The following is a 23,290-nucleotide window of genomic DNA, read 5'->3' as shown; positions in this document are numbered from 1 at the left end:
AAATTAAAGGAGAAACAATGTTAAATAAAAACGAACTTAAATCAACTAGAACAATAGCTATTGTTATTCTAGCAATATCAGCTATTTCATTCTTGTTTTTTATTTTAGGATGAATTTTACCAGTCATTTGACTTGCTAAATATATTTTTGGTTTTATTAATTTCATTTTAATGATTGTAGCAGCAGTTAAATCAAGTAAAATTGACAAAACATCTATGATTTTAATTATTATCGGAATTTTCATTGGTATTGTTGGAATCATTGGATTAATTATTTTACTTGTTAAAATTTCATCATTATTAAAAGATGATAATGCAAATCAACAAGCACAAATTACCGAATAATAGTATTAAAAGAACAAAGTTGGATTAACTCCAACTCCTTGATTATACTTTCAAGTGCAAACATGTTTGTGTTTGTACTTTTTAGTTTAAATTAGTTTAAAATAAAAAAAGAGAAACTAACCAAAACTAAACAATGTTTCTCTTTTAACCCTTAAATTTGAAACCTTGATTATACTTTCAAGTGCAAACATGTTTGTGTTTGTACTTTTTAGTTTAAATTAGTTTAAAATAAAAAAAGAGAAACTAACCAAAACTAAACAATGTTTCTCTTTTAACCCTTAAATTTGAAATGAGGTCATATGAATTATACACAATTAAAACCAGAAGAGAGATTAATTATTCAAATCAACTATGGTTTCAAAACATTAAAAGAAATTGCAGAAATGTTAAGAAGATCTGTAAGTACAATCTCTAGAGAAGTTAAACGAAATTCGAATATCTACGGTGAATATGATGCTGCATATGCTAATAAAAAAACAAAAATTCGAAAATGCTATTCAAGGAATCATAATGCTTTTGCAAACAAAGAATTTAATGATTTCTTTACTGAACACTATGAAAAAAATTATCATGGCGTTGAAGCTACTCTTAAACTTTATCAGGAAAAAACAGGTAAAAAAGGTTATTCTATTAGAACTCTTTACAAATGAATTAAATTAAATATTTGAGTCCTGAAAATGAAAAACCGTTTAAGAAAAGGGTATGTTAAGAATGGTAAAAGAAAGACTGATTATAAGATTAGATTAACGCATGGTAACAAGTTTGTTTTCCCTATACCTATGCGGCCTAAAAGTATAGAAACTAGAGAAAAATGGGGTCATTGAGAAATTGACTTAGTTATTGGAAGAAAGGGAAAAGGGTATCACAACTTACTAACTTTAACAGAGAGAAAAACACGTTTTACCATTATAAAAAAGGTCACTAGCAAATTTTGATTTGAGATAAACAAGGTGCTGAATGAAATAATTAAGGATTATCCATTTCCATTTTTATCAATAACTTCAGATAATGGATTTGAATTTCAAGCCTTAGGATTAGTAGCCTATAAAAATGACTTATTAATTTATAAAGCACAACCATATTGTTCATTTCAAAGAGGTTCAAATGAACATTTTAATGGACTAATTCGTAGAAAATTCAAAAAAGGATTTGATTTTACAGAATTAACTGATGAAGAAGTTCAAGAACTTCAAGATGAAATAAACAATATGCCAAGAAAAATTTTTGGTTTTAAATCTTCTAGAGAAATGGCTGAACAAGAGTTAAATATAGAAATGATTTTACTAGATCTTTTACCTAATCTTGAATAATAAAATGTGGTCTTTGACCACATATATCCCAATTTCAACCACAATACGTTTTACATAATATTTTGTTGATAAACTTTCCACTCAAACGCCGTGGAGAGGCTTTTGATTTTTTCTGTTATTAAACCACACTTCTAATATGGTTCTTTTTCTCTACGCTCAGTCGCCGCTCTGGCTTTTCTTTTTAAAAATTTATAGGGAAACGTCCTAACGGACTGATCCGCTCAAGCGCCGCGGGGCTTCTTTTCTCAAAAAATCTACCAATTTTACTGTAAAATATTGTTAAGAGAAGCGTTTGCACTTCAAGGTTTAAAAAAGGCAAAGTTGGATTAACTCCAACTTTTATTTTTTAAAACAAAAAACCGACAAATAAATGTCGGTATTGAATTAATAAGCTATTTTTCCTAAAATAACCTCTTTATATGCTCCTGTTGAACTTTTTAGATTACCGTTTCTTTTTGTATAAGTTAAATAACCTAATAGTGCAAATTGAGCAGCTTCTTTAGAATCACTGGTAATACCCAGTTTTCCAAAGTCATATACTTTTATTGGTTTTAATAGTTTTTGTAAACTTCGAACTATAAATGGATTATTAGCTCCACCACCACAAACGTAAACTTCATATTTTTTATTTTCTTCAATAATAAATTTCTTATACGATTCAGCAATTATATATGCTGTGAAAAAAGTTATTGTTGTAGTAATGTCATTAGGAGAAATATAATTAAATTTGTTTATTAAAGTATTAAAATATGAATCACTATATTTTTCTCTACCAGTTGATTTCGGTGGTTTTTGTTCATAATAAGGATCGTTTTTAAGATATTCAAGTAGTTCATTATTAACTTTACCACTAAGGGCAACTTTTGCATCTTTATCATAGTCTAAATTGTAAAAATGTTTCATACATTTATCAATCAAAACATTACCTGGACCATTATCAAAAGCCAGTTCTTTTTCACCAATTACTGAAACATTACTCATTCCGCCGATATTTTGAAATAATCTAACTTTATTTTTATCTTTATATAAGATTTGATCTAGTTTAGGTACTAGAGGAGCACCCTGACCACCAACAGCCATATCTGCTGGACGAAAATCACCTATTGTAGTAATTTGAGTTTTTTTAGCAATGACACTTATGTCACCAAGTTGTAAAGTTGATTTAGCTTCAGAATTACTTGCATCAATTAAATGATAAATTGTTTGTCCATGACTTGCAATAAATTTAATATCATCTTTATTTAAGTTATTTTCGGTAATAAATTTATTGACTTGCTCTGCATAAAAGTTTGCAATTTCAAAGTTTAATGAACAAAGAAATCTACTAGTAATATTTTCTTCAAATGATTTCATAATTTTTGCTTTTAATTCAGCAGGAATTGGAACCATTTTAAAATTAAGTAGATTCATTTTTATCTTTGTATTTTCCTTAATTTGAACATGAGCAATATCAAGTGCGTCAACACTTGTACCGCACATTAAACCAATTGCTTGAATATTATTTTTCAAAAGTAAACCTTTCAAGTGGTTTAAGATAATCCAAAAGAATTATTTCTTCTTCTACTATTCTACCAACTACACTTTTACCGTAGTCAATATTTTTTTGTTCTTGCAAAATGATTTGTAATTCACCTTTATATTGACCATAATTATTATTACAGATGACAACGTCACCTTTTCTAAGAATCTCAGGAGTGTTGTGAGCAGTAAAATCTTCAGATTTATATTTTACTCTTGATTGAGTTGATCTAACACTGTAATCATTAGTGTCACCACGTCTAAAGTGTGGATTATCAAATAAAATAGTATTTTCTATTTCAGTGTTATTTTTAATTGAATCTTTTTCTAATCTAAAACTAATAATTGGATTTTGATCTACTTTTGATAAAAGTTTTAATTCTTCTTCAGATGCAAAAGAGTTCCCAATGATCGTATCATCGATTAAACCTGTAGCTCTATAGAACTTATATTGAGAATCAATTCTCATATTTCTTAATATTTCAAGTGAAACTAACCCATGTGATAATACTCATGGCCCAACTTTAGCTGAATGCGAAGTTATAAATGCTGCAGTTTTTATATTATTATCTTTAAATTTTTGAGTTATTCTTTTGAAAAAATCAAGAGAAAGTCCCGTGTAGGCTTGTGGATAGAAATTATGTGATGCAATTAACTTTTCTTTATTTGGATTGTATGAAAGGATGTTATCAAAGTATTTATTGTCATTGGAAATATTAATTTCTATCATTAAGTTTTGTGGATTAAAAGTCATATCAGCTTCTTTTTTACCATCAAAACCCATGTCTAAACGAATTCCATCAGCTTTAAGTTCACTAAAGAATGTTAAATCATCATATGAAGCACCAAATTGATCAAATACTCTTGGATTTACATCTAAGATTATTGTAAAACCAAGTTTGTGCGCATATTCATTTATTTCACTGAAGATTTTGATTGTTTCATCTTTATTAGTTGTAGCAGAAAGAAGACAAGAGAAAATTCTCTTAAAACCGTATTTGTGAGCTAATTCAAGGTAATTGAATATCTCATTTTTGTCTTGTTTTTCAGGGTAAATTGAAATTCCAAGCATTATTTTTTACCTTTCTTTTCTTTTGTGTCGTACTTAGTTCAACCAGCAGCCTTTTTAGCTTTATCAATACGTAATTTTCTTCAAATATCTCAACGATTTAGAAAAATACATACACTAAAACCCATAAGTAAGCATGTTGGATAACCAGCACTGTATAAAATTATTTCACCATTAATGTTTTCAATCACCATAGGTGTTGCAATTAGTAGTAGAACAATAAATGGAAGTGGAACTATAATTCAAGAAGATATTTTTTTAATTCATTTTAATTCTCAAGTGTAAAAACCTATAAAGTAACCAATAACAGCAGTTAGCATTAAGGTTATAGTTAGTCAAAATTCGCTCATTATGCAGATTTTACTTTATTTTTTCTCTTAAATATACTTCTTGAATTAATTTCTTTTCTTACTTGTTCACGAATTAATTCTTCATTATATTCAACTTTATCTTTTTTAGCTTGTTCGATTCTTTCTTGAGTTTCTTGTTCAATTTCTTCTCTAACCATTTTTCTGTCATATGCTTTAGCGAATGGGAATCAAACTAAAGCACTAATAAACATTAATACAAATGTAAATAAACAAGCTTGTCAACTAAGACCTGTTGAAAGAAGAGCTCCAACTGGTGTAGGAAGTGTTCAACCAGCAGTTTGAGTAGCAACTGGAATGATATTAAGTGACATACAGATAAATGTAATTGTTCCAAGAACAATAGGAGAAAGAATAGCTGGAAGAGCTAAGTATGGATTAAGAACTAATGGGTAACCAAAGATAATTGGTTCGTTAATATTACATAAACCTGGGATAATTGATGGATATGTAATAGCTCTAATGTATTTAGATTTTGCAAAAAGAAGCATTACTAAAACTAATCCGAATGTAGCACCAGCTCCACCGATTCATACGAATCATTGGAAGAATGGTTCAGTAATTATAGTTCCACCATCTTTAGCAAATAATTGTGTAACTTTTAAACTTTCAAGTAATTGAGTGTTTTCAGCAATCGCAACTAATCAGAATGGTCTAGCAAGTGCACCAACAACTGATACACCATGAATTCCTGCGATTCAAAGGATCATAATTAATAATACAACTAATACAAATCCTAAATAGTTATTTCCTGCAAATAATCCTTGTAAAGGAGCAAGAATATAATTAGCATATGAGTGAATGTTAAATTCCAAGTAGTTAAATACAAATAAACAAGGAATCATAACAAGTAACATAGGAATTAAAGCGTTGAATGGTTTTGCAACAACTGCTGGAACGCTTTTTGGAAGTCTAATCATAATATTGTATTTTGTACAAATTCTGAAAATTTCAACTGAAAAGATTGAAACTAAAATTCCACCAAAAACAGTTGCACTACCGAATGAACCTGTGGTAAAACTTGGGTTTCCAATACTTTTGTATGTTGGACCTGTTATACTGATAAGATATGCAATTAAAGTCATTAAAATTGCTTGATGTTCATCTAGTTTATAGGTTTTAGCTAGCGAACGTGAAATACCTATAACTGCAAAAAGTCCTAGCATTGGGTATGTTAGACGGTATGGAAGCATAAGTAAGTAGGCTCATTTACCTCCATTTGCTTGCATTAAGACATTTTGTCCTAAAGTTTCACTTGCACCGATAGGGAAGAAAAAGATGATCATAAATGTTGAACCAATTAATAGAATAGGAATGATTGAGATCATACCATTTCTGATGGCATTTATATATCTGTTTTCACCAATTTTAGCCATAATCGGCATAAAAATACGTTCGATAGATTTAAGAAGATTTGTGACTTTTGAGTTTTTTGTTTTCTCTTTTTTCATTATTCCTCCATTAATCTTTTAATATTGGTTAGTAATTTACCTGCTCCAAGTGGAGTATATTCAGACATTTGAATTTGGTAAATTAACTTATTTTTATTTTTAGCAAATTCCTCAATTTGTTCAAATCTATATTTAACTTGAGGAGCTAGTAAAACGATGTCAAAATCATTTTGATATTCATCCATTTCTGGAATTCCAATAGCATTTGCACTGAAATTATCAATGTTTAGATTTTTAGCTTCTTTTTCTAGTGAATTAATTAGCATTTGTGTACTCATTCCACCAGAACAAATTAATAAAACTTTCATTATTTTACTTCCTCTTTTTTAGATTTTTTAAGTACTATTGATACTACTAAAAATGTTGCAACAAGAATGAAGTAAACAAATACAACTGATAAAATGATATATTTGATTTTTTCGTTATTTGCTGTTAAGACATTTAACTTACTTTCAATAAGTGGGTTTCCACCTTCAAGTAGTTCATATGCTAAACTAGGTTCAAATGCTTTGTAGGCAATAGCACTATAAATTGCTGTAATTACTGCAATAATTGTTATAGAAATAACTAAGATTGATAAAATGTTGTCTTTTTTTGTTCCGACAATTCCATCTTTTTTATTCTTAATTAATCCTCTTACGACATAATAAAGTGCTAAAGCAGCAAATAAAACCATAATAATTACGGTAACATTCATGTTAATATCACCATATTTGTGTGCTTCAATTGCATAATTGCTCTTTCCTGATTGAATAATCTTAGGAATGAATGACAATGTAGCAATAATAGAAAATATTACACTTAATAATGAAAGTACAAATGGGCGAATTATTTTCCCTTTTAACATGTCTTTCCTTTCTATTTAATATTTAGTTTTTTAAATATTTTTATTGTTTTTTCAGCAAGTATTAATGCACTTTCAGCTTGCATGAATTGATCTTCAGCATGAATAAGTAATAAAGGTATATTATTAACTTGTTTATTAGCTTCAGCTGTAAGTAATTCAGCATGAGAACTGTGAACATTTTGTAATAATTGCTTTCCTTCTTTGATTTTTTGATTAGCAAGTTCAAATTCAGATTCAATAGCGTGATCTAACGCTTCTAAGAATAATGCTTTTGCTCCACCACTATTAGCAATTAGTTCAAAAGCAATTAATTCTACATTAATTTCTTGATCCATAAATTTTTTCGTACTCCTTTTTAGCTTGTTCATAAGTAAAATTGTTTTCAATCATTAAAATAGAGATTTTAACATTGTTGGCAACCTTAAATATTTCTTCAACAAAATCACGTTCTTTTTTTGTTATTTGCATAATCATATTAATACATCTTTCACGTAATTTTTGATTTGAAGGTACAACATTTATCATAAAGTTTTCTTCGACATAACCTAGTTTTATCATTACTGAAGATGAAATCATGTTGCAAACTAATTTTTGTGAAGTACCTGCTTTTAATCTGGTTGAACCTGTTATTGTTTCGGCGCCAGTTTCTATTTCAACAGCCACATCAACCCATTTTGATGTTGGTGAGTTTATACTATTACAAATAAAAGCTGTTTTTGCACCGATTTTTTTTGCATATTCTAATCCAGAAACAACATATGGAGTTCTTCCTGATGCTGTTAAACCAATTAGAATATCATTTTTACTTAAATTTATATTCTTTAAGTCGATGATCGCTTGTTCTCTATTATCTTCTGAACCTTCTTGTGGAGTGATTATTGCATCTAAACCACCAGCAATTAGTCCAATAACTTTGTTTTTAACACCAAAAGTTGGATATATTTCAGAAGCATCTAAAATACCGATTCTTCCACTAGTACCAGCTCCAATATAAACAATTCTTCCATCAAATTCTTTAAGTTGCTTGTGAGCAATTTCAATAATTTGAGCGATTTGTTCTTTGTGTTTAAGCACTAATGGTGGAACAAGTGAATCTTCATAATTGAATTTTTCTACAATTTCAACAGTAGAAATTTTAGATAAATTTGTGGTTCTTGGATTTCTCTGTTCAGTATCTAGTTTAGAAATTTCATTCACCTCAAATTCCTCCGATTCTACACAGCTCTATAAATTAGAATACCAGGAACTTTAGCTGGATTATAGTAAACTGTTTTACCTTGTGCGTTACTTTCTTTAGTGTTGATGTTTCTGTCTTGTAAGTAATCTACAAGAGGTGTGTCAACTACTTTCATGTTTTTTGCACTTGATGAAGCATTTCTGTAGTATGCTTTTTTAACTGTTTGGCCATTTTTATCAACTTCATCTTTAAATATTAATAAACCACAGTGTGTTACATCAAGTCAATCGTTTAAGCTTGAAGGAGCTGCTAAAGTTACAATATCTCCTTCTTTGAAGTATTTGTAAAGAAGTTCATCAGTAACTTTATCATAATTTACATAACTGATTTCTCTTACTTCACTTCCAGTTCCTGCTAATACTTCTTTACCAGTGTCTTTTTTGATGTTTCTATTGAATGTAAGTGTCGTCACTTTATCTTCACCTAAAATATTTTTGTCTACAACATTAGTCATTTGTAAACCTGTAGGTGAGAATTTTTCACTAGCTCAGTCAGTAAAGTAGTGTTTTCTGGTTTCATAACTTACTTTACCATTTACATATCTAGTATTAACTAAGTTTTGCATAAATTCATCTTCATTATTTGAATTAACAAATGCATAAATATAATCTAAATATGTAAAGCAATCTAAGTTATCAAGATCAACAACTAAAATTTCAGATGTATTTGGTGATCCTATTAGTCTTTCAGCTGTATATTTCACATCCATGAATTCATTAGCAATTCTTACTAATAATTCATTTTTTGAAATATTTTCTTTTTTTCATTCAGCTGTTTTACTTAAAACATCTTTAATTTTATTTTTTGTAGATGTATATGTTAGGATTGCATAGTCATTTTCTGTAAGATATTTTGAGTATCCATTTACTAATTCAAATGGTGCTCTATCTTTTACTGATTGAATGAATTTAGCAAATTCATCAATTTTATTTTTAAGATCAGCGTTATTTTCATAACTTTTGTGTTCAGAAATTAATGCATTTACTTTATTTAAAAGTTCTTTAGCTTTAGCAATTTCAGCTTTAGATTCATTTAGTAAATGAGAATTTTTTCCTCCACTTAAACTTTCTTTATTGAATTTTTCAATATCATCAATTTTAGCCTTCAATTCATTTGAATAAGTTATTGAAAGATTGATTTCTTTATTTGAATTTTCAATATTTTTTACTTCTTCAGATTTTTGAACGCATGATACTAATGGTAATGTTGTTAGTATTGTAGAAGCTCCAAAAATCAAAGTAAAAACTTTTTTGTTTAACTTCATTAAACCTCCCTATCTCTACAACTAAATTTTATAAATATAATAGGTTGAAATTAAAAATATTTTTATTAATCTTTTATTTTTATTAAAATATTTTTAATAATAACTAAAAAGTTAATTTATATACTTAAAAACAGATTAAATTAACATTTTTTATAAAAAATTCATTTTATGAAAATATATTTTCCACATTTGAAAATGAAAATTTATGTCAGTTATTTTCTATAATTTATATATATGAGTAAGAAAAAAACAACAAGTAGTGAGCAATCAAAAAATAGTCGTTCTGAAGAATATGTATCTTCTCTTATTTCTATAAGTAAACAAGATAAAAATGTAAGTTCGTATATAGCTACAAAAATATTAGAAATGTTGCAAAATGGTGAAAAATTCACTAAAGCTATAGATTTTGCTAAAACTATTGGTGTATCAAATTCAGCACTGACTTTCTTTGTTAAAAAGACAAATTTAACAAATTTTAAAGAAATTATTTTTGTTCATAATTTATTAATAGATTTTAAGTCAAATACTGAAAAAGTAGACTATGGTGATTCAATTTACAAAGCGGCTAAAATATTAAATAGTGCTAATAAAATATTTTTAGTTGGTGTTTCTTCATCAGTAGGATTTAATTATGATTTTTATCTTAAACTATTAAGAATGGACAAACATTGTATTTTGGTGTGAAATAAATATGAACAAATTGGATTAAGCCACATTTTGAATGAAAATGATGTAATTATAGTTAATTCCATCTCTTTACAACATTTATGAATGATTGAAATCATTAAGAAAACAAAAGCAAAAGTTATTTTAATTTCATCTTGAATACCTGAGGAAATTAAAAATAAGGTTAAATTCTATTTTAAGGTTGATTCAAATGAAAAAAGTGATGGACTAAGACTTTATTCTATGAAATCTAGAATAGCTTCAGCTGAAATTTTCTATAAAATTTATGATTGTATGAAATCAATGGGTGATAATTTAGAAAAAATCAAGTTAACTTCATACAGACAAGAATAGAGGAGAAAATATGATATTAACTATAAGACAATTCTACTAGTGAACTACCCAAGAATGTTTTTAATGCAATCAAAATTCTTGAAGGTGAAACTGAAAATAAAGTTAATAAAGTAATAAAAACTATTTTTATTTATTTAAGTATTAATATAGTAATTTTTGCAATGCTTCTTATTTATGGAATATTAGTAAAACTTAATGTTATTGTTGTTAAAGATAATTTTATAATGGAAACCGAAATAGTTAAAGGTTTATCTCAATTTTGATTCTTTTTAATTTTAGATTTTGTTGAATTATGTTTTACTGCATTTGTGTCAATTTACTTTATACTAAATTGAAAATCTAAATTAAAAGCAATGAAAGAAAAAATCAAAACAATTTCTGTCATTGAAGAGTATGTTTTAGATGAAACACAACTTGTTTTTGAAAGTTCAAAAAAATTTGATAGTGAACAATATGCTTTTGGTTCAAAAATTATTTCAATAATGCCTATTTTAGGTTTGATTGTAGAGTTTAAAAAAATTGAAAGTAAGTATAATAAAACACAAATAAAAAATATTTACGAGTCAATTTTCTGATTAGCACAAGAAACTAAAGAAAATAAGGATTATAATTTTTATAATCTTCAAAACTTAATTCAAAGATACAAATCACTTTAATGATTTTTAATGTAGGATATCCTACATTTTTTTGTTTTATTTGAATGTCTATTTAAATATTATTTAATTATTTATAATATATAAATAAGAATAGATATTAAGGGGTATTTATGAGTAGTAATTTATCAAAACAAACAACACAAAGAGCTAAATTACATAAAAAAATTTGAGCCATTGCTGATGAAGTTCGTGGTTCAGTTGACGGATGAGATTTTAAACAATATGTACTAGGAATTCTCTTCTATCGTTTCATCTCAGAAAATTTAGATGATTATTTTAATAAAGATGAACATGAATCAGGTAATTTAGACTTTGATTATAAAAATATTAGTGACGAAATAGCAAATGAAAATTTTAAATATGACAGTATAACTGAAAAAGGATTTTTTATTTTGCCAAGTCAATTATTTGCTAATGTTGTGAAAAACGCAAATACTAATGAAAATTTAAATGTAGATCTTGATAATATATTCAAAAGTATCGAGAATAGTGCAGTGGGAAATGATTCTGAAGAAGATATTAAAGGATTATTTGATGATATTGATATCACAAGCAATAGATTAGGAAATACAGTAAAAGAAAAAAATGATCGTCTTGCAAAAATATTAAATGGAATTGCTGAGATCAATTTTGATAGTTTTATCGAAAATGACATTGATGCTTTCGGTGATGCATATGAATTTTTAATTTCAAATTATGCAAGTAATGCTGGAAAATCAGGAGGAGAATTTTTTACTCCACAATCTGTTTCTAAATTACTAGCTAGAATCGTAATGGATGGTAAAACTAAAATAAATAAAGTTTACGATCCTACTTGTGGTTCTGGTTCACTTTTATTGCAAATGAAAAAACAATATAGTGAAGGTGTTATTGAAGAAGGTTTTTATGGTCAAGAAATAAATATGACCAACTTTAACTTAGCAAGAATGAATATGTTCTTGCATAACATTAACTACAATGATTTCTGAATTAAAAGAGGTGATACTTTAATTCAACCATTACATATGGATCAAAAACCTTTTGATGCCATTGTATCGAATTCGCCGTATTCAATAAAATGAATCGGAGAAGATGATCCAACATTAATTAATGATGAACGTTTTGCTCCAGCTGGAAGATTAGCTCCTAAATCTAAGGCTGATTTTGCTTTCATATTACACTCCTTACATCATCTTTCATCTCAAGGTAGAGCTGCTATAGTTTGTTTCCCTGGAATTTTCTACCGTAAAGGTGCTGAAAAAACAATTTGTAAATATTTAGTTGATAATAATTTTATTGACTGTATCATTCAACTTCCTGATAACTTATTCTTTGGTACATCAATTGCTACCTGTATTTTAGTTATGTCTAAAAATAAAACTGAAAATAAGGTTTTATTCATTGATGCATCAAAAGAATTCAAGAAAGAAACTAATAATAACATTCTTAGTGATGAAAATATCGAAAATATTATCAAAGAATTTAGAGAAAGAAAAGAAATTCAATATTTCTCTAGATATGTTGATAAAGAAGAGATAGAAAAGAATGATTATGATCTATCTGTTCTAAAATACGTTGAAAAAGAAGACACTAGAGAAAAAATTGATATCAAATTATTAAATCAAGAGATTCAAGAAACTGTTCAAAGAATTAACGAATTAAGAAATGCCATTGATGAAATAGTTAAGGATTTAGAAGAAGATGAATAAGATTTGAGATTTGATTAAAAATGAAAAAGTTGAGTGAAAAACTATTGGTGAAGTTTTTGAAATAAGAAATGGTTATACCCCTTATAAAAATAACCCAGATTATTGAAAAGATGGTGTTTACAATTGATTTAGGTTAGATGATTTAAAAGAGCAAGGAAGTGTATTAAAGAAATCAAAGCAGAAGATAACTAAAGAGGCTGTAAAAGGTAGTGGATTATTTAAAAAAAACTCATTTCTACTTTCCACTACTGCTACTATTGGACAATTTGGATTATTATATGAAGATTCATTAGCAAATCAACAATTTACAAACTTAAGTGTGAAAAAAGAATACGAAAATACAATATCAGTAGAGTTTTTACTTCATTATTTTTATGAGATATCCGAATGGTGTATAAATAATTCAAATTTATCTACATTTAAAAAAGTCAATATAAACGAATTAAAAGAACTAAAAATCCCAATTCCTTCGATAGATACACAAAACAAAATCGTAAAAATACTTGATAAATTCAACATTTATGTTAAAGAGTTGGAGCGCGAGTTGGAGCGCCGGAATAAACAATATAAGTATTATAAGGATAAATTATTAGCGTTTGATAATACAGATAGCCCAGAGAGAGAGACGTTGCGCGTGGCAAATAAGTAGAAAATATTTTCCTATATTTGAAGAAGCAGAAAAATTTGAGTGAAAAAGTTTAAGTGAAATAGGAAAATTGTATACAGGATTAAAATCTAAAAATAAATATGATTTTACTAATGGAAATTTCAAATATGTTTCATATATAAATATTTTTAATAATGATGAGTTAAATGAAGATTTTTTAGATAATTGAGTTTACATAGATAAAGATGAAAATCAAAATAATATTAAATATGGAGATATTCTTTTTACAGGATCTTCAGAAAATTTAGAAGAAGCTGGTTTAAGTTCGGTTGTCAATTTTTTTCCGAAAGAAAAAATTTATTTAAATAGTTTTTCGTTCGGTTTAAGATTAAATGAACCTAAGGTTTTGATTCCGAAATTTTCTCAATATTTATTTAGATCTGAATTAATAAGAAAACAAATAATTAACATAACGACTGGAGTAACTAGATTTAATGTATCAAAAGAAAAAATTTCTAAAATTAAAATCCCTATTCCCCCAATCGAAATACAAAACAAAATCGTAAAAATACTTGATAAATTTTCAGAGTTAACAGAAGGAACTAAAAACTCTTTACCTAAGGAAATTAAACTTAGAAAACAACAGTATGAATATTATAGAAATAAACTTTTAGATTTTCCAAAAGAATAATAATGGAGGATTTATGTCTAATCCCAATGAAAATAACGTTAAAAAACTATCGACAATCGCAGAATTAAATACTGGGATTATTTTAGCTCAGTATAAATCTGTTGCTAACGAAGCTAAAAGTTATCAAAGTGAAGAAGCTTTAGAAAAATTTCTTATTAATTCACTTAAACAGCAAGGTTATCAATATTTAGAAAATCTTAAGGAACCACAAGATTTACTAATTAATCTTAGAACTCAAATTGAAAAATTAAATAAGATTAAATTTAATGATAATGAATGAAAGAGATTTAGTGAAGAAGTTTTTACAAATCCTAAACATAATCTAACTGATAAATCTAGACAAATTCAAGAAGATCATATAATAACTTTTACTTTTGATAATAACGAAAAACAAAATATAAAGCTAATTGATAAAAAAGATTTAAATAATAATAGTTTACAAGTTATTAATCAATTCAAACAAAATGGGATACATTTAAATATTTATGATGTAACTATTTTGGTCAATGGACTTCCGCTTGTACATATTGAGCTTAAATCCAGAGGAAGACTTATTTCTGAAGCGTTCTATCAAATTAATAGATATAGTAAAGAGAGTTTTAATACTGTAAATTCTTTATACAAATATGTACAGATATTTGTTATTTCCAATGGAACTATGACTAAGTATTTTACTAACAATTATAATGATGGTAAAAATAGTATGGATTTTGCTTGTGAATGAGCAGATTCAAAAAATAATCCTATTCCTGATCTTGTTGATTTTACAAAAACATTTTTTGAAAGAAGAGTGTTGTTGGAAATTCTAACTAAATATTGTATTTTTACATCACAAAATAAATTATTAGTGATGCGTCCATATCAAATAGCTGCTACTGAAAGAATTTTGTGAAAAATTAAATCAAGTTTTGAAAATAAAAAATATGGTTCAGTAGAAGGTGGTGGTTATATTTGACACACAACCGGATCAGGTAAAACACTAACTTCATTCAAGACAGCAAACTTAGCTAGAAATTTAGATTTTATTGATAAAGTATTTTTCGTTGTTGATAGAAAAGACTTAGATTATCAAACAGTTAATGAATACAAAAAATTTGATAAAGATAGTGTTGAATCGATTAGAGATACTACTGCACTGAAAAAGTCTATTGAATCTAGTGACAAAAAGATCATTGTTACAACAATTCAAAAACTAAATAATTTTATTAGCAAAAACTTAAATCACCCTATTTTTGACAAGCATTGTGTTTTAATTTATGATGAATGCCATAGATCTCAATTTGGAGAAATACAAAAAAATATAACTAAAAAATTCAAAAAGTATTATCAATTTGGATTTACAGGAACTCCAATATTTGTTGAAAATGCACTTGGTAATGAAATTACTGGTTCAATTTTTGGACAATTATTACACTCATATGTTATTACTGATGCTATTAGAGATGGTAAAGTATTAAAGTTTAAAGTCGATTATTGTAATGTATCAGCTTCTTTTAAAGAAGAAGAAACTGAAACTGATGAAATTAAGTTAAAAACACTTGAAAGTAAAGTTCTTGGTAACTTAGAAAGAATTACAAAAATTAGTGAGCATATTTTGAGCGTATTCAATGAAAAAACTCATAGAGGAATTTCATATACCCACAAAAACAAGAAATTAAGCGGTTTTAATGCTATTTTAGCGGTTGAAAATGTTGAAGCAGCTAAAAAATATTATGCTGTTTTAAATGATTTACAAAAAAATAAAAATAATGAAGAAAAATTAAAAATAGCAACAATTTTTAGTTTTACACCAAACGAAAAACAAGATGCTATTGGTGAGTTATTAGATGAAGATTTAGATGAACCAACAAAATTATTAGACCAATCATCAAGAGAATTCCTTGAAAAAGCAATTAATGATTATAATTCAATGTTTTATGATGAAAAGTTAAATTTTTCAACTGATGCAAAAGGTTTTCAAAATTATTATTCTGATCTTTCAAAAAGAGTAAGAGATAAAGAAGTCGACCTACTTATTGTAGTTGGAATGTTTTTAACAGGTTTTGATGCACCAAGTTTAAATACACTTTTTGTTGATAAAAATTTAAGATATCATGGATTAATTCAAGCTTTTTCGAGAACTAACAGAATCTTTAATGAAGTTAAAAGTTTTGGAAACATTGTATGTTTTAGAGACTTACAAAAAGCTACTGAAGATGCTGTTAGAACTTTTGGTGACAAAAACAGTCTTAATGTTATGCTTGAAAAAAGTTATGAACAGTACATGAAAGGGTTCAAAGATGATATTTCTGGTAATTATGTAACAGGTTATGAAGAAATTTGTAATAAGCTAAAAACAGAATTTTCAGAACCAACTAAAATTAACTCAGAAAAAGAGAAGGAAGAATTTGTTAAAACATTTGGTCAATTCCTTAAATTAGAAAATATATTAAGAAACTTTGATGATTTTCATAATAGTGAACCAATTTTAAGTGAACGAGAAAAACAAGATATGAAGAGTGTATATCTTGATATAAGAGAATCATTTATCAAGGAAAGAGATCACAAAGAAAAAGAAAATCTCTCGAAAGATTTTGCTAACCTTGAATTTCACATTGAACTTTTAAGAACTGATGAAATAAATTTAGATTATATATTTAAATTAATCATTGATAAGTCTAAAGAACATAATGATATTTCAACTCTTAAAGAAGAGATAAGAAGATACATTAAATCTAGCGTTGGATATAGAGAAAAAGAAGAACTTATTATTGAATTTTTAGACAGTATGAATTTAACTACTTTACAAGTAAAGCAAGACATTTTAGGTGAGTTCTATGAATTTGCATTAAAAAAACGTGAAGAAAAAATACAAGAGCTTATAAACGAAGAAAAACTTATCAATACTGATAACGAAGCATCTAATTTTATTATACAATCAATAGAAAAAGGTGAAGTTTCACCAAATGGTATTCAATTAAATAACATATTACCTAAACTTTCGAGAATGAATAATGATAAACAAAAGAAAAAAGAAAAAGTTATAACTAAACTAAAAAAACTTATCGAAGAATTTTTTGGATTATAAAACGTTATGTAATAGTGAAGCAACGTTAAATAGTCTTGTTTAGTTTGATTTTGTACTTGATTTACCCTTAAATTTTGAATTTTCCCTTAAAATTTAGTATATTTTAAGGAATAAGTTAAACTATAAGGGAGAAACTAATGAAAAATTTTAATTATTCTAAAATTAAGGATAAAAAATGGGATTCAGAAGTTCTTGGTTTAGTTGCTTCGATTTATAGATACCAAGGTAGACAAGAACTTTATTTGAGGCAAAAACATGAAGAATTGAATAAACTTATAGAAATAGCGAAGATTCAAAGTATAAAAGCTTCTAATGAAATTGAAGGAATTGTAACTACAAGCACAAGACTTAGACAGTTAGTGGAAGAAAAGACAACTCCAAGAAATAGAAATGAACAAGAAATTGCAGGATATAGAGATGTTTTGAATATTATTAATGAAAGCTTTGATGTAATTCCTATTTCGAAAAATTATATTTTACAAATGCACAAAATTATGTTTAGTCATATGAATAATCCAATTGCAGATAAAACTAAGAATGCGCAAAATTATATCAGTGCAACATACTCTGATGGACACACTGAAGTTTTATTCACACCACTTTCACCTTTTGAAACTCCTGAAGCGTTAGATAAAATATGTAATGAATATAATAAGGTTATCGCTAATTTGGAATTAGATCCACTTCTTGCTATACCTATTTTCATTCATGACTTTTTATGTATTCACCCATTTAATGATGGTAATGGTAGAATGAGTAGATTGCTAACAACACTTTTATTATATAGAAGTGGTTTTTATGTAGCTAAATACATTTCACTTGAATCCCTAATTTATAAAGATAAAACAGCATATTATGATACTTTAAGGCAAGCAGGAGTTCATTGACATGATGAAAACGAGGATGTATTACCTTTTATAAAGCATCTATTAGGAATAATTCTTGCTGCATATAAGGAGTTTGAAGATAGATTTACAATTATAGAAGAAAAACTTCCAGCTATTGAACAAGTAAGAAAAGCGATATTACACAAACTTGGAAGATTTACCAAACAAGACATTAGAGAACTTTGTCCATCACTAAGTATAAGTTCTATTGAACTAGCATTAAGAAAGTTAATTGAAGATGGTGAAATCAAGAGAGAGGGTGTAGGAAGAGCAATAAAATATATACGACTAAAATAGTAATAATCTGCTGAAAATGATATAAATTAATGTTGGAGTTAAAAATTTAAAAATAAATCAACTTTTTTAACATATTTTTACAAATATATAAAATTGTTATATAATTTAAATGCAACTAAAAAAGATCTATACTAACTCAACTTTAAACACAAACTAAGAAATAAGGCGTGGATAATGTTTTTATCCTCAGCCGTAGTTGCAGATCAACGTTATTTATAACGTTGGTTTTTTATTTTAAACCTGTGAAAAAAGTAATTGAGATAAATCTAACTGATTATCCTGAGTTTCCAAGTTAGAGTCATAAAAACGACTCTATTTTTTATACCTTTTATACTACGTATAAAAGAACACAAAATAATTTAATTTTTTTGTACATAATTACATTGTAGTTGTGGTATAATATAAGTTATGAAAAAAGATAAATGAATAGTTGTAGACTCTATTTTTTATACCTTTTATACTACGTATAAAAGAACACAAAATAATTTAATTTTTTTGTACATAATTACATTGTAGTTGTGGTATAATATAAGTTATGAAAAAAGATAAATGAATAGTTGTAAAAAGCAAAAGAAAAGATGAATATTATATATCATTAGCAATCAGTGGCGGATATGGTAAAGGTTATAAAAAATCAATCGGTATCGGAAGTTTAAGTGAACTACAAAAATTCAACTCTGATCCAATTAATGCTCTTAAAACTGAGTGTGAAAACTGAGATACTGAGTGAGATAGAAACAAATTAAAACCAATAGTTGACAAATTCTTAAAAAAGAATCAAACTAAAATTAAAGTTTCAAATTATTCTCTAGAAATTATTAATAAATTTATAGATAAATTAAATATTTTTAATGATTTAAAATCAACGAAATCAAAAAATGTTGTGGACATTTTAAGATATATGCTTCAAAAAAGAGTTGTTGAAAAGAAAAGTATTTGAGGAATTTTCAATTCACAAGAAGAAACTGATACTGAATTAAATGTTGGAAAAACTAGTTTCTACAATGCTTTAGATTACTTATTTGATAACAAGGAACAAATTCTTAAAAATATAAATAATCAATTAGTATCAGAAAATAAGAGAAAATTACAAGTTCTTTGATATGACACAACAACTGCTTATTTTGAATCATTTTCAAGAATAGGAATAAGAGTACAAGGAACAAATTCTTAAAAATATAAATAATCAATTAGTATCAGAAAATAAGAGAAAATTACAAGTTCTTTGATATGACACAACAACTGCTTATTTTGAATCATTTTCAAGAATAGGAATAAGAGTACCTGGTTTTTCTAAAGATGGAAAATTTAAAGAAGATCAAGTAGTTATTGGTTTAATTACAGATGAAAACGGAATTCCATTGCATTATAAATTGTTCCCCGGAAATACAACTGATTCAAAAACTTTCATTCATTTTATGCTTGAGATGAAAAGAGTTTATGAAATTGAAAAAGTTGTAATTGTTTGTGATAAAGGGATGAGTACAAACGCTAACATTAGATTTTTAGAAGCACACGGTATTGACTATATCATTTCATATCGTATGAAAGCAGGAAGTAAAAAAGTCAAGGAATACGTCTTAAAACAAGATGACTACGTTAATTATGGTGGAGATTTTAAGTATAAGGAACAAACATATTTTTCAACTTGACAAAATGGTAGAAAAAACGATAAAGTGAGACGAAGAATTATCTCTTACTCTTCATCAAGAGCTTCAAAAGACAGAAAAGATAGAGAAAATTTAGTCAATAACTGAACAAACATATTTTTCAACTTGACAAAATGGTAGAAAAAACGATAAAGTGAGACGAAGAATTATCTCTTACTCTTCATCAAGAGCTTCAAAAGACAGAAAAGATAGAGAAAATTTAGTCAATAACTTCTATAAAAAAGCTAAAAACGGAATGGTTTCAGCTTCTGATTTAAACTCAATTAAAAAATATAAATTTTTCCAAAAAGTTAATGAAGACACTTTATACAAATTGAATTACGACAAAATTGAAGAAGATGAACAATTTGATGGATATTACATTTATGAAACATCTTTATTAAACATTTCCCCAAGTGAAATTATTTCAATTTATCAAAAACAATGACAAATAGAAGAAAATTTCAGAGTTCTTAAAGGTACTTTAGAGTTAAGACCAATGTTTGTTTGAACTTACAAGCACATAGAAGCATACGTTTTATTATCTTTTTTAGCTTTAGTTGTGCTTAAATATGCAATTATTCAATTAGATCAATTAGCATTAAAGGACAGCGGTTTAGTTGAAAAAACTTCTGTTATGAAATTTATAGAGATTCTTAAAACAGCAATCAAAATTAGTAAAGAAGTAAACAACGAAGTTATTTCTGTAGAATATGATAATTCAAGGAAATTAAATGAAAATTTAAGATACTATGAAACATTAATAACTAAATATTTATAAATTACAATGTAGATTTTATAAAAAGTTTAAAAAATAGCGAAATAATCGCTAAATTTACTGTTTTTATTTCTAACTTGGAAACTCAGGTAATGTTTTTATCCTCAGCCGTAGTTGCAGATCAACGTTATTTATAACGTTGGTTTTTTATTTTAAACCTGTGAAAAAAGTAATTGAGATAAATCTAACTGATTATATTTCAGTTTTTCTTGGTAATTTACTAATAAAAAATCAAACAGGAAGAATTACAATACCCTTAAATCAAATTGAAACAATAATATTAAATAATCCTAGATGCAATATATCTGTAACCTTGATTAGTGAAATTGTTAAAAACGATATAAATTTTATAATTTGTGACCAAAAAATGATGCCAACAGCATCGATTATAAGAATTAATGGAAATTACAATAATAATGAATTTGTTAAGCAATTAGAATGAACTAATGATTATAAATATCAATTATGAGCAAAGATTGTTAAACTCAAAATTCAAAATAGCTTTAATTTACTACAGGAATTAAATTTATTTGAAGATGAAGAAAAAAAGAAGAAATTTCTAGAATACAGAGATAAAGTAGAACTAAATGATAAAACAAATAGAGAAGGACATGCAGCAAAAGTTTATTTTAATCTTCTTTTTGGGCAAAATTTTAATAGAAGGGAAGAAAATAAAATAAACATAGCATTAAATTATGGCTACAGTATACTTCTTAGTTATATTTCCAGAACACTTATTTCTGCCGGTCTTGATAATAGATTGTCTATTTGACATAACGTTAAAGTGAATCCTTTGGCTCTTGCTTGTGATTTGATGGAACCTTTTAGATCTCAAGTTGATTTTCTAGTATATAAAATGTATGTATTAAATAAAAATTCAGAGATTGAGAACTTTAAAGAAGCTTTGTTTGATTTATTAGACTTAAAAGTGAGTTTTAATGGCAAAATGAGTAAATTTCAAAAAGTTATTAGTAATTTTATTCACAATTTTCAAAAAATGGAATTTCAAGAATATATAGCGGACTTTATAGAATGAGACAAATGCGAATAATATTAATGTATGACATTTATGATGATAACTCGAGAGAATCAAATTCATTTAGAACTAACTTAATCAAAAATGGATATTACATGATTCAGTATTCCATTTATGTAAAAGTTATTCCATCTTACTCACAATATAGTTCTGAAAAACAAAAAATATCAAAATTTCTACCTAAAAGTGCAAATGTGAGACTTATATTGCTTTCTGAAAAACAATATCAAGAAATTGAGCTAATAAAAGGCAATTACAGTAAAAATGAAATAATCAATAACTGTGGGAGGTATATAAAATTATAATGATAAAGATAAATAAATTTCAAAACCAATATTATGATTACAACGGGATCATAATAATTCAATCTGAAAACGTAGATAACTTGATAAAAGAATTGCACTCCGATGATGCAATAATTGAGATAGGTAACAGTGAATTTAAAATAAGTGATTTTATAGTAATTGATCCATTAACAAAACTTATTGATTTATATCAAATAAGTTCAAAAAACATTTTATATAAATATATTGTTAATTCATTAGAGTGAACTAAAGAGGTAATTTTTAATTCAGAAATCCTTGAGAAATACAATAAAAACATTAATGATTTTATTGGAGAAGAATTTAGTAGTTATCTACCTGATTATTCCAAAATAATTAAGTATATTTATGATTTTAATCAAGACAAATTTATAGATAAAAATACTTTAATTAAATGATTAAATAATTTTAAGCTTGAGAGTAAAAATAACATTATTCTGAAAAATGTAGATTTTATAAAATTATCAGATATATCTGAATATATCAATAATTATAATTTTATTTTTCTAACTAATAACGCATTTAACATCATTGAAAATTTAACAGATTTAGAATTAGTGTATTTAGAAAATGATGGCTATTTATTCCACATAGAAAATTATGAAGTTGTTAAATTTGAGATTTATAAAAGAGATTCTTCTTTTAAAATGAATCATAATACTCTTCAAATAAATTGTAAAAATGAACTAAGAAAAATTAGAAATATAATTCAAGAATTAATTATTAAATAAGTAATGATATAATTTTTATATCAAAAAACTAAATTTTGAGGTTTTTTGGTTGTGTTAAAGTTGAGTTAGTATAGACAACAACTAGGGAAGTGAATGGAGAAACAGGTTTTTTGGTTGTGTTAAAGTTGAGTTAGTATAGACTAATGGTAATAGGAATGAATTAATACCAGAGTTTTTTGGTTGTGTTAAAGTTGAGTTAGTATAGACATTATTATTAAAGATAAAAATAATAAGATTGTTTTTTGGTTGTGTTAAAGTTGAGTTAGTATAGACTAAGATTATTCATAGCAAAAAGTGTTTCTCGTTTTTTGGTTGTGTTAAAGTTGAGTTAGTATAGACGTTCAGGTTCAATTTTTGTTAAATTAGTATGTTTTTTGGTTGTGTTAAAGTTGAGTTAGTATAGACCAATTTCATTATATAAATCAGTTAATGTAAGTTTTTTGGTTGTGTTA

Annotated in this window: 23 protein-coding genes, 1 pseudogene and 1 CRISPR repeat array (1 of these 25 cut by a window edge); of the genes and pseudogenes, 15 read left to right on the top strand and 9 right to left on the bottom strand. The window is 26.3% G+C overall.

The window, feature by feature from the left end; all coding sequences use genetic code 4:
* Positions 1-17 precede the first annotated feature (17 nt).
* Together FRW55_RS03090 and FRW55_RS03085 are read left to right on the top strand one after the other, a co-directional pair.
* Positions 18-344: a hypothetical protein gene (locus FRW55_RS03090; protein WP_146368680.1), complete on the top strand. Its 327-nt coding sequence runs from the start codon at positions 18-20 to the stop codon at positions 342-344.
* A 299-nt stretch (positions 345-643) separates the two neighbouring features.
* Complete coding sequence (locus FRW55_RS03085; protein ID WP_146368304.1) at positions 644-1,654, top strand: IS30 family transposase; 1,011 nt, start codon at positions 644-646, stop codon at positions 1,652-1,654.
* A gap of 384 nt (positions 1,655-2,038) precedes the next feature.
* On the opposite strand, the gene FRW55_RS03080 is transcribed toward FRW55_RS03085, so the two are convergent.
* Genes FRW55_RS03080 through FRW55_RS03040 form a run of 9 tightly spaced genes read right to left on the bottom strand, consistent with a single transcriptional unit; the run spans position 2,039 to position 9,408 of the window.
* The gene (locus FRW55_RS03080; RefSeq protein WP_146368679.1) at positions 2,039-3,163 is read right to left on the bottom strand and encodes an anhydro-N-acetylmuramic acid kinase; all 1,125 of its coding nucleotides are present in this window, start codon (positions 3,161-3,163) and stop codon (positions 2,039-2,041) included.
* A complete protein-coding gene (locus FRW55_RS03075; RefSeq protein WP_146368678.1) occupies positions 3,153-4,244 on the bottom strand; it encodes a DUF871 domain-containing protein in 1,092 nt (363 codons plus the stop codon). Before FRW55_RS03075 ends, FRW55_RS03080 begins: the two co-directional genes overlap by 11 nt.
* Positions 4,244-4,591 carry a hypothetical protein gene (locus FRW55_RS03070; protein WP_146367573.1) on the bottom strand — a complete coding sequence of 116 codons (348 nt, stop codon included), beginning with the start codon at positions 4,589-4,591 and terminating at the stop codon, positions 4,244-4,246. Before FRW55_RS03070 ends, FRW55_RS03075 begins: the two co-directional genes overlap by 1 nt.
* The gene (locus FRW55_RS03065) at positions 4,591-6,060 is read right to left on the bottom strand and encodes a PTS transporter subunit EIIC (RefSeq protein WP_146367572.1); all 1,470 of its coding nucleotides are present in this window, start codon (positions 6,058-6,060) and stop codon (positions 4,591-4,593) included. The genes FRW55_RS03070 and FRW55_RS03065 overlap by 1 nt, the downstream gene beginning before the upstream one ends.
* Entirely contained in the window at positions 6,060-6,368 is a 309-nt protein-coding gene (locus FRW55_RS03060) for a PTS sugar transporter subunit IIB (RefSeq protein WP_146368677.1), read from the bottom strand. Before FRW55_RS03060 ends, FRW55_RS03065 begins: the two co-directional genes overlap by 1 nt.
* Complete coding sequence (locus tag FRW55_RS03055) at positions 6,368-6,907, bottom strand: hypothetical protein (RefSeq protein WP_146368676.1); 540 nt, start codon at positions 6,905-6,907, stop codon at positions 6,368-6,370. Before FRW55_RS03055 ends, FRW55_RS03060 begins: the two co-directional genes overlap by 1 nt.
* Before the next feature lie 11 nt (positions 6,908-6,918).
* Positions 6,919-7,242 carry a PTS lactose/cellobiose transporter subunit IIA gene (locus FRW55_RS03050; protein ID WP_162847765.1) on the bottom strand — a complete coding sequence of 108 codons (324 nt, stop codon included), beginning with the start codon at positions 7,240-7,242 and terminating at the stop codon, positions 6,919-6,921.
* Positions 7,226-8,104, bottom strand: a complete 879-nt coding sequence (gene murQ / locus FRW55_RS03045; protein WP_146368675.1) for an N-acetylmuramic acid 6-phosphate etherase — start codon at positions 8,102-8,104, stop codon at positions 7,226-7,228. Before murQ ends, FRW55_RS03050 begins: the two co-directional genes overlap by 17 nt.
* 17 nt (positions 8,105-8,121) lie before the next feature.
* A complete protein-coding gene (locus FRW55_RS03040; protein ID WP_146368674.1) occupies positions 8,122-9,408 on the bottom strand; it encodes an N-acetylmuramoyl-L-alanine amidase-like domain-containing protein in 1,287 nt (428 codons plus the stop codon).
* Between the two features lie 234 nt (positions 9,409-9,642).
* On the opposite strand from FRW55_RS03040, the gene FRW55_RS03035 reads away from it, so the two are divergent.
* The 13 genes and pseudogenes from FRW55_RS03035 to FRW55_RS02975 all read left to right on the top strand — a co-directional run bounded on the left by FRW55_RS03035 (position 9,643) and on the right by FRW55_RS02975 (position 22,838).
* Positions 9,643-10,428 carry a phosphoheptose isomerase family protein gene (locus FRW55_RS03035; RefSeq protein ID WP_146309131.1) on the top strand — a complete coding sequence of 262 codons (786 nt, stop codon included), beginning with the start codon at positions 9,643-9,645 and terminating at the stop codon, positions 10,426-10,428.
* 224 nt (positions 10,429-10,652) lie between these two features.
* Entirely contained in the window at positions 10,653-11,084 is a 432-nt protein-coding gene (locus FRW55_RS03030) for a hypothetical protein (RefSeq protein WP_146368673.1), read from the top strand.
* Positions 11,085-11,194: 110 nt separating this feature from the next.
* The gene (locus FRW55_RS03025) at positions 11,195-12,772 is read left to right on the top strand and encodes a type I restriction-modification system subunit M (RefSeq protein WP_146368672.1); all 1,578 of its coding nucleotides are present in this window, start codon (positions 11,195-11,197) and stop codon (positions 12,770-12,772) included.
* The gene (locus FRW55_RS03020; RefSeq protein WP_146368671.1) at positions 12,765-13,421 is read left to right on the top strand and encodes a restriction endonuclease subunit S; all 657 of its coding nucleotides are present in this window, start codon (positions 12,765-12,767) and stop codon (positions 13,419-13,421) included. Before FRW55_RS03025 ends, FRW55_RS03020 begins: the two co-directional genes overlap by 8 nt.
* Positions 13,369-14,070, top strand: coding sequence for a restriction endonuclease subunit S (locus tag FRW55_RS03015; RefSeq protein ID WP_146368670.1), 702 nt, complete (start codon positions 13,369-13,371; stop codon positions 14,068-14,070). Before FRW55_RS03020 ends, FRW55_RS03015 begins: the two co-directional genes overlap by 53 nt.
* Before the next feature lie 13 nt (positions 14,071-14,083).
* Entirely contained in the window at positions 14,084-17,137 is a 3,054-nt protein-coding gene (locus FRW55_RS03010; protein WP_146368669.1) for a type I restriction endonuclease subunit R, read from the top strand.
* A gap of 137 nt (positions 17,138-17,274) precedes the next feature.
* Positions 17,275-18,321, top strand: a complete 1,047-nt coding sequence (locus tag FRW55_RS03005) for a Fic family protein (protein WP_146368668.1) — start codon at positions 17,275-17,277, stop codon at positions 18,319-18,321.
* A 535-nt stretch (positions 18,322-18,856) separates the two neighbouring features.
* A complete protein-coding gene (locus tag FRW55_RS03000; protein WP_146368325.1) occupies positions 18,857-19,495 on the top strand; it encodes a hypothetical protein in 639 nt (212 codons plus the stop codon).
* A pseudogene (locus FRW55_RS02995) lies at positions 19,479-20,078 on the top strand (IS1634 family transposase); the annotation flags it as partial. The gene FRW55_RS03000 and the pseudogene FRW55_RS02995, both read left to right, overlap by 17 nt.
* A 46-nt stretch (positions 20,079-20,124) precedes the next feature.
* Positions 20,125-20,751 carry an IS1634 family transposase gene (locus FRW55_RS02990; RefSeq protein ID WP_146368327.1) on the top strand — a complete coding sequence of 209 codons (627 nt, stop codon included), beginning with the start codon at positions 20,125-20,127 and terminating at the stop codon, positions 20,749-20,751.
* Between the two features lie 157 nt (positions 20,752-20,908).
* Positions 20,909-21,799 (top strand): type II CRISPR-associated endonuclease Cas1, encoded by an 891-nt coding sequence (gene cas1, locus FRW55_RS02985; RefSeq protein WP_146368666.1) that lies wholly within the window; start codon positions 20,909-20,911, stop codon positions 21,797-21,799.
* Positions 21,781-22,089, top strand: a complete 309-nt coding sequence (gene cas2, locus FRW55_RS02980) for a CRISPR-associated endonuclease Cas2 (protein ID WP_146309140.1) — start codon at positions 21,781-21,783, stop codon at positions 22,087-22,089. The genes cas1 and cas2 overlap by 19 nt, the downstream gene beginning before the upstream one ends.
* On the top strand, positions 22,089-22,838 hold the full coding sequence (locus tag FRW55_RS02975; protein WP_146368665.1) for a hypothetical protein: 750 nt from the start codon (positions 22,089-22,091) through the stop codon (positions 22,836-22,838). The genes cas2 and FRW55_RS02975 overlap by 1 nt, the downstream gene beginning before the upstream one ends.
* A 40-nt stretch (positions 22,839-22,878) precedes the next feature.
* A CRISPR array of direct repeats spans positions 22,879-23,290; the repeat unit is 36 nt; unit sequence GTTTTTTGGTTGTGTTAAAGTTGAGTTAGTATAGAC (it continues 413 nt past the right edge of the window).

This window comes from Mycoplasma anserisalpingitidis (assembly GCF_007859615.1).
In the GTDB taxonomy this organism is placed as follows: domain Bacteria; phylum Bacillota_I; class Bacilli_A; order Mycoplasmatales; family Metamycoplasmataceae; genus Mycoplasmopsis; species Mycoplasmopsis anserisalpingitidis.
The sequence above is the reverse complement of the archived record's forward strand: the minus strand, read 5'-3'. Positions and strand labels throughout refer to the sequence as shown.